Origin of the sequence: Planktotalea sp. (genome assembly GCF_018607995.1) — a bacterium.
Classification (GTDB): domain Bacteria; phylum Pseudomonadota; class Alphaproteobacteria; order Rhodobacterales; family Rhodobacteraceae; genus Planktotalea.
On record NZ_JABBAL010000035.1, the window covers coordinates 1 to 9,851 of the forward strand.

General features: G+C 54.5%; 12 protein-coding genes. 2 read left to right on the forward strand and 10 right to left on the reverse strand.

The annotated features are described in order from the left end of the window. The first annotated feature begins 17 nt into the window (after nt 1-17). The gene (locus QZ280_RS14830; protein ID WP_293445608.1) at nt 18-647 is read left to right on the forward strand and encodes an outer membrane beta-barrel protein; all 630 of its coding nucleotides are present in this window, start codon (nt 18-20) and stop codon (nt 645-647) included. 208 nt (nt 648-855) lie between these two features. Here the strand turns inward: QZ280_RS14830 and QZ280_RS14835 are convergent, their stop codons facing one another. From QZ280_RS14835 to QZ280_RS14875, 9 genes are read right to left on the reverse strand one after another with little or no spacing between them, the layout of a single operon-like run. Next, on the reverse strand, nt 856-1,125 hold the full coding sequence (locus QZ280_RS14835) for a hypothetical protein (RefSeq protein WP_293445611.1): 270 nt from the start codon (nt 1,123-1,125) through the stop codon (nt 856-858). A 3-nt stretch (nt 1,126-1,128) separates the two neighbouring features. Next, a complete protein-coding gene (locus QZ280_RS14840; protein ID WP_293445614.1) occupies nt 1,129-1,794 on the reverse strand; it encodes a fumarate hydratase C-terminal domain-containing protein in 666 nt (221 codons plus the stop codon). After that, nucleotides 1,791-2,747 (reverse strand): fumarate hydratase, encoded by a 957-nt coding sequence (locus QZ280_RS14845; protein WP_293445617.1) that lies wholly within the window; start codon nt 2,745-2,747, stop codon nt 1,791-1,793. Before QZ280_RS14845 ends, QZ280_RS14840 begins: the two co-directional genes overlap by 4 nt. Beyond that, nucleotides 2,744-4,501 (reverse strand): FAD-binding protein, encoded by a 1,758-nt coding sequence (locus QZ280_RS14850; protein ID WP_293445619.1) that lies wholly within the window; start codon nt 4,499-4,501, stop codon nt 2,744-2,746. Before QZ280_RS14850 ends, QZ280_RS14845 begins: the two co-directional genes overlap by 4 nt. 1 nt (nt 4,502) lies before the next feature. After that, nucleotides 4,503-4,856 (reverse strand): succinate dehydrogenase, cytochrome b556 subunit, encoded by a 354-nt coding sequence (gene sdhC, locus QZ280_RS14855; protein WP_293445621.1) that lies wholly within the window; start codon nt 4,854-4,856, stop codon nt 4,503-4,505. Further along, nucleotides 4,853-5,200 carry a succinate dehydrogenase gene (locus QZ280_RS14860; RefSeq protein WP_293445623.1) on the reverse strand — a complete coding sequence of 116 codons (348 nt, stop codon included), beginning with the start codon at nt 5,198-5,200 and terminating at the stop codon, nt 4,853-4,855. Before QZ280_RS14860 ends, sdhC begins: the two co-directional genes overlap by 4 nt. Nucleotide 5,201: 1 nt before the next feature. Next, on the reverse strand, nt 5,202-5,915 hold the full coding sequence (locus QZ280_RS14865) for a 2Fe-2S iron-sulfur cluster-binding protein (RefSeq protein ID WP_293445625.1): 714 nt from the start codon (nt 5,913-5,915) through the stop codon (nt 5,202-5,204). Continuing rightward, nucleotides 5,912-6,946, reverse strand: a complete 1,035-nt coding sequence (locus tag QZ280_RS14870) for a zinc-binding dehydrogenase (RefSeq protein WP_293445627.1) — start codon at nt 6,944-6,946, stop codon at nt 5,912-5,914. The genes QZ280_RS14865 and QZ280_RS14870 overlap by 4 nt, the downstream gene beginning before the upstream one ends. A 27-nt stretch (nt 6,947-6,973) precedes the next feature. Continuing rightward, entirely contained in the window at nt 6,974-8,428 is a 1,455-nt protein-coding gene (locus tag QZ280_RS14875; protein ID WP_293445630.1) for an NAD-dependent succinate-semialdehyde dehydrogenase, read from the reverse strand. Between the two features lie 239 nt (nt 8,429-8,667). Here QZ280_RS14875 and QZ280_RS14880 point away from each other — a divergent pair, with 239 nt between their 5' ends. Beyond that, nucleotides 8,668-9,552: a LysR family transcriptional regulator gene (locus tag QZ280_RS14880; protein WP_293445633.1), complete on the forward strand. Its 885-nt coding sequence runs from the start codon at nt 8,668-8,670 to the stop codon at nt 9,550-9,552. Between the two features lie 111 nt (nt 9,553-9,663). On the opposite strand, the gene QZ280_RS14885 is transcribed toward QZ280_RS14880, so the two are convergent. Then, nucleotides 9,664-9,851: hypothetical protein (locus QZ280_RS14885; protein WP_293445636.1), on the reverse strand; the 188-nt coding region annotated here is incomplete at its 5' end.

Here is a 9,851-nt window from a genome sequence, read left to right on the forward strand (position 1 = left end):
TTTGCTTGGAGAGCACTATGAAACAGACACTTATCTCGGCGTCCATTGTTGCGATGCTTTCAAGCGGCGCAATCGCTGGCAACATTGATACGGCAATCGCAGATCCGGTTATTACGCCCCCAACCTCAACCTCGACCGACTGGTCCGGTAGCTATTGTGGCTTGTCCTATTCTTCCGGTGGCGGGACGGAATCTTCCGTCTATTCCGGCACTTACGACTACGTCGACGACACCGCGATTGGCGGCTTTTGTGGTAACAACTGGCAGCGCAGCAACCTTGTTTATGGTGGAGAGCTGAACGTCACCGCGGGCTCGTTAGCCCAATACGCCGGTAATCACGATGAATTGGGCACCAGAACCGAATTGCGTGCTCGTGTGGGTTACGCGATGGGCGACGCGCTAGTTTATGGTTTCCTCGGCTATGGTACGTCCGACCTTACGTTTGTAACCACCGGCACTGGATACGACGTCGCCGGCGGGACGTATGGACTGGGTGTTGATTATATGGTCACCGACAGGATGTTTGCTGGTTTTGAGGTGTCTAACCTTGAGCTGACGGGAACGCCAACCGTCGGCACCGGACATGTCGTTGAGTACACACACGACATCACCGTGATCTCTCTGCGTATTGGTTGGAAATTCAACTAAGCAACGCCGCATGTGACACGCGAAGGCCGCACCTACCTAGGGCGGCCTTTTGCGTTTCAGGTCGTCAGCGCAAGCTGCGGGGACAACGTCACTCCCCAACGCCTTGCCAACCGCATAATAGCCCCGCTGTATGATGACGGACAATGGCTCTTTCTTGAAGAATGGTGCTTGGAAGTTAGGCACCGACGACTCTACGACAAATGCTGAGCTATTTGGTTAGAACGTCAGTTGCGAGTGTTGCCAACCGTTTGCTCACGACAAATGTCGTGGATGATCCATAAACTTCAATGTAACCCTCTTCGGCCAAAGCATTGAAGTGTCCCGTTAGAGTTGTTTCCCCGATGCCCAATTTCTTACTGACATTGTCCACTGATATAGGCCTGTCCGACTTTACCAGTTCTTCAATCACTAAGATTGGAAGGAGGTCGTCCTCGCTTGATGGCACGTGCACGTCTACCTTGGGCTCTTCCTCGGGCATGGGTCAGATCACCTCATCCGTGCGATCATCGCTTTCGCCATAGCGTTTCAAAGTCGCGGGCTTGGTGCCTTCATAAACCCGCGCAACGTTCTCAGCGATCTTGGCGTTCTCGCGCTCAAACAAGCAGTCCCCGTTCATATCGGACGCCACGATAAAAGGCCCCATTTTATTGCACTTCAAGACCCACATGGCTTGCGCGATGCCCAGTTCTTCGTTCCAGTGAACTGCTTCGACACTTTCCACGCCGCGCCCGAGCAAGGCACCTGTACCGTACCCAACGGTCGAGAGGTAGATTGCACAGTTAGGCACAAAATACTCTTTGTAATCCTTGGATGTCATACCGCCCTTGCCAACAATCAATTTCGCACCGGTCTTTGCCATCCATTCTGGCAGCCACTTGGCAAATCTGAATGAGGCCGTCGCAGTGACCGCACCCATGTCAAAGGTGCCATCCTCATTAATCCGTGCAGCCGGTGAGCAATGGAAATTAGCGGCGGATTGGGACGGCAGTTCCATGGGAATGTTGGCCTTGTCTTCGAGCGCACGCATGTAGACGCCTTCTCGCGCCGTATACATGAGGCCATCGAGGTAAACGATATCGCCAAGGCGCAAGTCATTGATTGCCTCTTGTGAAGGGGTTGTGGAAAGGCGGACTTCGCGGATGCTCATTCTGCAGCCTCTCGCACGGGTTCCCAATCGATTGTTTCGCGGCGCTGATAGGGTGTGAACCAATCAGGGTCAGTTCGATGTTCCACCCTCCCATCCGCATGAATACGCGCCACCGCGCGACGAGAGCTAAGACAGAACGCATGCACAGACATCGGCATGCCACCTGTGTGGCAGTAGCCCACTTCGATGTTGCAATCGATCACCATGTTCTTGCCCACAAAACCCATGGCCCCCATTCCGATGGAGTTGCCCAATTCTTTGAACTCCGCCTCCATCTTGGCAATCTCAGGATCAGAGTTTTGCGATCCGACAATGCGCAGGGTCGAGGCACGTTTGCCAAGGTTCATGCAAATATCTTTGCTGCCACCCAAGCCAATCCCGATGATCGCAGGCTGACAGGCGAGACCGCGTTTGCCGAATGCCAAGAGGCTATCAAGATAGAAGCGTTTGATCCCTTGCACACCATCAGAGGGGAACAGCATGCGGTAATCAGATCCGAACAGTCCCCCTTTATGTACGGTGATCAAATCGACCCATTCACCTTCCGGTTCGAACCCATATTCAATCTCTGGCGCGCCGATGCCGACGTTATTGTTGTGATCCGTGCGCCAAAGTGGATGCACGCGGTTGGGCCGCAGCGGCACACCATTGGTTGCACTCGCCGTTGCGCGGCGCAGCGCTGCTTCGAGCGCGATCATGCCACCCTCTACCCGTGCCTCATTTCCCATTTTCACAAACCAGCGCGGCACGCCCGTATCGCCACACATGGCGCGGCGGTCTTCTTTGGCGGCCTCGTAATTCTCCAGCATTGCTTTGAGAACAAAGGAGGACAGATCACCATCCTCGGTCCGTGACGCTTCTTGCAAGCCATCGAGATAATCCTGCGGGATTTCAATCGCGGCCTTATCCATGAGGGTTTCGGCGGTGGATTGGATGAGATTGATAGGGATCATTGCGCTGCCACCAAAGTTTCGGGTGCGTCCTTGGGCAAGATCGTCTCGCCTGGCCGCACGATGCTGAATTGAACGGGTTCGCGGGTGACTGTCACTTCGCTGCCAATTTGTTGAGCTACGGTAAATTCGCTGCTTTCCATTGTGCCCGGCTCTGGGAAATCCTCACGGAAATGCGCCCCTCTCGAGTTTTTGCGGGTGATGCCTGCTTTGGTAATGACTTCGGAAATATCGCAGAGCGAGCGCAGGTTGAGCCAATCGTGCCATGTCAGATTGAACGCCAGATTGCTGTCGTCCACGCCTACATCCATGAGCGCGTCTGATACGTTTGCGATGCCCGTTAAGCCACGTTTCATGCCTGCTTCGGTACGCATTACGCCGACCTCTTCCCACATCAAATCCTGCAATTTCTTGCGCAATGGCAGTACCAGATCAGGCTTTTTTGACAGCGGGTAAATCGCGCGCGCAAACTCAGCCGCGAGGACATTTTCGTCAGGTTCACGTAGGTGCATCTTGCCCACATCTGCGCCCATCGTGTCGCCAGCAATCCCACCATATACAGTGGAGTTGGCCACGCCATTGCCGCCCAAACGGTTGGATCCATGCGCGCCGCCTGCATCTTCTCCGGCGACATACAGCCCTTCCATCGCGGTGCGCGTGTCCACGTCGACCACGACACCGCCCATGAAATAATGCGCAGTTGGAACGACTTCGACCTTACCAGCGGCCAAATCAAAGCCGCTATCGGCGCAGCGATTGACCATGCCTTTGAACTTCTTGCGCACAAACTCAGGGCCAAGGTGGCTCATCGAAATGAACACGCCTTCTTGCTCTGGATTGTTGTTCTTGCGCATCTCCGCATAGATGCCGCGGCTGACCACGTCGCGGGTGGCACGTTCGCCCTTGCCGTCGTAATCGAACATGAAGCGTTGATCATTGTGATTTATGAGCTGCCCGCCCGAGCCGCGCAAACCTTCTTCCAACACAGTGCCTGTCATGCGCGTGTGATCCCCTGCAAGCAGACCGGTGGGGTGGAATTGCACCATTTCCATATCGCGGAGTTTGAGACCAGCACGCAGCGCCATGGCGAGGCCGTCCATCGTCTTATCACCGCTAGGCGTGTGGTATTTGTACATTGTCGGACCACCGCCGGTGCTCATCAAAACCGTCTTGCTACGTACCAGTTTGAAGCCGCCAGTCCGCATGTCGATCATCAATACACCCGCAAGCGCAGAACCGTCTTTTGTCGGGATCAAACCAACGGCGCGATGCTCTTGCAGTTTCTCAACACCGCTGGCGAGGACCTTTTCCATCAGGCGATTGATAATCTCGATGCCTGTCAAATCGCCCTTATGCACAGTGCGATCTGCTGTCTGACCCGCGAAGGCCTTTTGATGCAGCGAGCCGTCAGAATTGCGATCAAAGAAGCAGCCAACCTCGTTCTCCAACTCTCGAATACGCACAACCGCTTGCTCGCACAAACGCCAAGCCATGTCTTGGTTGGGCAGCCATTTGCCACCCTGAATGGTGTCCATGAAGTGCCGCTCGACAGTGTCGCCACCGCCAAGGGCGACGTTGTAGCCACCTTGAACCATACGCGTGCAACCGCATTTGCCGATCAAGCCTTTAACAGCAATGGTGATCTTAGTTCCCTTAGGGGCGCTTTGCTGCGCGTGAAGCGCGGCGAAAAGGCCTGCTCCTCCTGTGCCGAGGATCAAGATATCCGTGTCGTGGCGTTCGATGTCAGAGAGCCGCATTTCAGATCGCTTTCAGGAAAAAGAGTAGGGAGATGAGGAAAGAAATGGCTGCTGCACTCGCCGCAAGAGTTTTCTGCGAAGTTGACCATGGCAACCATTCCATCGCCATTAGCCGCAGGCCCCCGAACATATGCACCGCCAGCAGGAAGACGAGGCCAAATTCCGCGAGCTTCACAGCGCCCGCTTCGGTCAGATTCAGAAATCCATCAAGTCGCTCAGGATCTGTCATGGCGAGGGCGAGCACCCATAAATGTAACGGAAGGAACAATGCCAAGGCGAGGCCGGAGAGGCGATGTAAGATATACGCGAGCCATAAGGGGTGCGCGCGCGATGTGATGCCAGATGCTGCTTTCATGCGCCAAGCCCCTTTGCAAAGGTTACTGCCCAAACGGCGCGTGCTCCTAATGTGAATAAGCTGAAGCCGACGACCCACATGAACACATCTAAAGCAACGCCTTTGAGACCACCCCATTCATGAACAATCGCGCGCAGGCCAATCGCGCCATGGATCGCAACGGCGACGGCGAATGTGCCGTAGAAAAGGAGCCAAAGGAATGAACCTTGCGTGCGGCTCAGAACTTCAGCGGCTGAAAGTCCGCCTTGGATCGCGTAGATCATCACGGCGAGGTGCCCAAGCACTAAGGGAGCCATCAAAATGGCCGTGATACGTTGCAGCATGTAAAGACGTAAGTTCAACATCTTAGCGCCCCCGCTTGAAAAAGGATTTTGCGGTCTCGCGTTTCAGCCCCGCAATCGCTGACATCGGATCAAGATCGTTGGGGCAATAAGCAGTACAAGACCCCATGGAATGACAGTTATGACAGCCACCGCTGCCCGAAACCGCGTCCAAAATCGCTACGCGCCCCTCGTCTTTGGCATCGTTCAACAAGGTCCAAGCGCGTTGCAAAGCGGCGGGACCAAGGTATTCAGGATTGCCCGTAACCGTATCGCACGCTGCGTAGCAGACGGAGCAATTGATACACTCGATCCCTGCATTCGCTTCAACGCGCGCGGCGCTGTCTTCGTCCACGGGTGCAATCGGATCGACGCGGGTAAGTGTGCCGTGATGTACGCCTTCCGCTGAGACCCATTTGTCAAAGAACGGATCCATGTCGACCGCTAGGTCTTTGATCACAGGCAGATTGCGCAATGGTCCAATCGTGATCTCATTGCCGTCGAGAACTTTGTTGATATGGGTGCGGCAGGTCCAACGCGGCACGCCGTTCACCATCATCGCGCAAGATCCGCACATGCCAACGCGGCAGGCAAAACGATAGCTGAGCGTTGGATCCGCGTTTTGTTGGATCCAGGAGACTACGTCTAGAACGGTTTGGCTTTCAAAGGCAGGCACCTCAAAGACATCCGGCACATCCGCGCTGCGCTCAATCGTGACTTTCAGCACGTCGTTCGTCATTTGGAGAAATCCGTGATTACCGCTGTTCCAGGGCGGGTTGGGCCCTTCATCGCGCGCAATTCTGCGCTTGCACCAGAGAGCGGAACCACGCGATCAAGCATCGGTGTTAGATCGACTTGACCGCGCTCAATCATGCTGAGCAAAGAAGGATATTTCCACGATGGCATGCCGCGTGTGCCATAAAAAGCCAGTTGTTTGGAATAGATCGCGCGCATGTTGACTTCCATGCGGCCATCACCAGCTGGCATTCCAACGTGCACATGACGGCCCAACGTGGCGAGGCATTCCACAGAGGCATTAGTGGTTTGCGAAATTCCCAGTGCTTCTAAGGACACCTGCGCACCGCCGCCTGTGATCTCGATGATTGTGGCGGGTACGTCTAGTGTTGACGCGTTCACAGCGGCGTCCGCGCCAAGGCTCAGGGCTTGATCCAGTTTTTCCTGCACTACATCAACAACAACAACTTGCGCGCCCAGCATTTTTGCTAAGAGCAACGCGGACAGACCAATTCCGCCGGTGCCATGGACGGCGACCCATTCGCCAGCACGCACGTTGGCGCGGTCTGTCAAAGCGTGCCATGCTGTTGTGACGCGGCACCCAAGGCCAGCAGCGAGGGCTGGCGACATGGTTTCAGGCAGGTGGACAAGGTTGTGATCAAACGGAACGGCGACAAATTCGGCATAAGCGCCAGGTGCGCCAAAACCGGGAACAACAGCGCTTTCGCAAGTGTTAGAAGCGCCAACCTGACAAGCCGGACAATCGCCACAGCCAAGGATGAAAGGCGCGATCAGTTTATCGCCGACTTTGTGTTTCGCCTGCGCCCCGGCCTCGACCACCGTGCCGCAATATTCGTGCCCCATGATGGAGCCGTTGATGACCTTGGGATGCCCCCCAACCCAACCGTGGAAGTCAGATCGGCACACACCACAGGCGGCAACCTTTAGCACCACTCCATTGTCTGGGCATTTGGGATCCTCAACCGTCTCGATAGACAGGTCTTCGTTAAACTCTCTGACGACAGCTGCGCGCATCGTTTCTTCCTTTGTTTTATGAGGGGGCTAGTCGTCTAAACCGGCGACGCACATGTATTTTACAGACAGGTAGTCTTCCAAACCCTGGCTGCCGCCCTCTTTGCCCATGCCGCTTTCTTTGAGGCCGCCAAACGGTGCCTCTACCGTTGTAATCAAGCCGGAGTTGATGCCGATCAGGCCGTATTGCAAAGCATCATTCAAACGGAACGTGCGCCCGAGCGATTTGGTATAGGCATAGGCCGCAAGGCCAAACTCAGTCGCGTTCGCTGCTGCAATCACCTCTTCTTCGGTATCAAACTTAAACACCGCAGATAGCGGGCCAAAGATTTCTTCGGTGGCAAACTGCATGTCTGCCGTTGCACCCGTGATCACTGTCGGTTCAAAAAACGTACCGCCTTTCGCGTGGCGCTTGCCACCAGATATGACCTTGCCGCCTTTAGCAGTCGCATCAGCGATCATCTCTTCAACTTTCTCGACACCTGCCATATCGATCATCGGCCCCTGCACCACACCATCATCAGCTCCATCACCGACGAGCATCACTTCCGTCGCTTCTTTCAGACGCGCTACGAAGGCGTCGTGAATGCCTGCCTGCACGTAGAAACGGTTGGTGCACGCACAGGTCTGACCCATATTGCGATACTTGGCGATCATCGCGCCCTCGATAGCCGCATCAATGTCAGCATCATCAAAGACGATGAATGGAGCGTTGCCGCCCAATTCCATCGAGACCTTTTTAACCGTGTCAGCAGATTGACGGATCAGCACTTTACCGACGTCCGTTGAGCCGGTGAAGGTGACTTTGCGCACATCCGGGCTGGCCATAATCGCGCCGCCGATTTCGCGCGCGGACCCTGTGACTATATTCACTACGCCATAAGGAAAGCCAACATCCTGACATAACTTGCCCCACGCCAACCCGGAATAGGGCGTGGCGGTCGCTGGTTTTGCAACAATCGTGCAGCCTGCGGCCAGCGCGGGTGCCAGTTTTCGCGCCAACATCGAGGACGGGAAATTCCATGGGGTAATCGCGCCAACGACACCAACGGGATGGCGCGTGACCATCAAGCGACGATCAGCGGTAGGCGCAGGTACAATCTCGCCTTTGGCCCGCCGGACTTCTTCAGCAAACCAACGCACATAGGCAGCGCCGATAGCGATTTCCCCACGCGCTTCAGCCAAAGGTTTCCCTTGTTCCGCCGTCAGTAGCTGCGCCAAAGGTTCCTGATGATCCATCAATGCCTCATGCAATTTGTGCAAAAGGCCCACGCGGAATGACAGGTTGCTACGGGACCAATCTGCAAATGCCGCAGTCGCAGCTGCAATCGCGCGATTGGTTTCTGCTGTGCCGCAGTTTGGTACCTGGCCAAGCTCCGCGCCTGTCGCGGGGTTTGACACTGCTATGGTCGCCCCAGTGTCTGCCGCGCTCCATTTACCGCCAATCAAGTTAGCTTGTAACAGCATGCCGCTAAATTCGTTCATTCAAGGCTCCTATGGGCACGAATTAGATGAAGACGTCAAAATTCCTGAACACCCCAATTTTTCAAACCCCTAACATTAAATCCGACTGCACATACACTCAATAATTCTTAACACTTATTAAATTTTTCTTTCACAAAATGTTGTGGGTTGATACAAGTATGATGATCGATCCTGCTGCTAAACATCCCCTTCAGAATTGATCCTCGCGGCAATCGCCACCTCGAAAAGAAAGATTGTTTATGACCATTCGTCGCCTTCGGACGCTTATTGCAATTGCGGACAAGAAAACGTTTAGCGCTGCGGCGGATGTTGTTCATGTGACACATGCCGCGATCAGCCAACAAATGCAGTCACTGGAATCCGACTTGGCAATCGCCCTGTTTGATCGCAGCACCCGAACGCCAGAACTGACCCCAGACGGCCATAAGATCGTGCTCAAGGCGCGAAACCTTGTTGAAGAATATGATAATTTAGTTCCCATAGCGTTGGGCGACGGTGGTCTGGATCGCAACATCACGCTAGGCGCAATCCGCACAACGCTTACGGGGCTTACACCCAAAGCGATGTCCATCTTAAAATCAAAGTTCCCCGAATTAAGGCTGCGTATTCGCCCCGGCCTCACAGGGGCTTTGTTTGTTGATATTGAGCGCGCGGTCTTAGACGCCGCAATCGTTATCAAACCAAACCTGGTGCCAAGCGGCCTTACATTCAGAGAATTGGCGAAAGAACCTATGCAGCTCATCACTTCGATGGACGAAACGGAACTAGACCCTCTTAAGCTTTTGCGATCACGGCCCTTTATCAGGTATGATCGAAACACCGTCGTCGGCACGCTTATCGACAATTGGCTTTCGTCAAAGCGTATTCAAGTTTCTGAAGCGATGGAATTGGACAGCCCAGAGGCTATCGCTTCGATGGTGCATGCTGGTCTCGGTGTCTCAATCGTGCCGGATCTTGCCGTAAAGCCGATCGATGCGGTGGCTGTGAGACGCATCGGATTGGGAGCGGGAGCGCCATACCGAACATTGGGTCTTATCCACCGCCAGAACGAGGTTAAAAAAAGAGCTATCAATGAGGTATTCGCAGCGCTTTCCCAAGCTATTCAATCTTCATCATCCGATTGAGGAAGCTAAAAGTGCTACCTGATGCTTCCTTAGAAAGCCTCGCGTACGTAGCCCAAAGCTGTCAATCGTTCACAGCATCTTGAAGGCATCTTTGATCGTAGCGCGTCAGTTTTAGTGAGGTGTGGCGAAAAGTAAGTTTCGAGTATGGACCAGCTGACCAGATTGAATGGCCGCTTCAGTGAACAATGCTTTGCCCCCTAAAGTCTTCACTGCAGCAGCGAGCTGATGCTGCGTTAGCAATAGCCGCAGCTGCATTAGTCCGCTTAGTCCGCGTTGTGTGATTTCAGACAAGCCGCAGC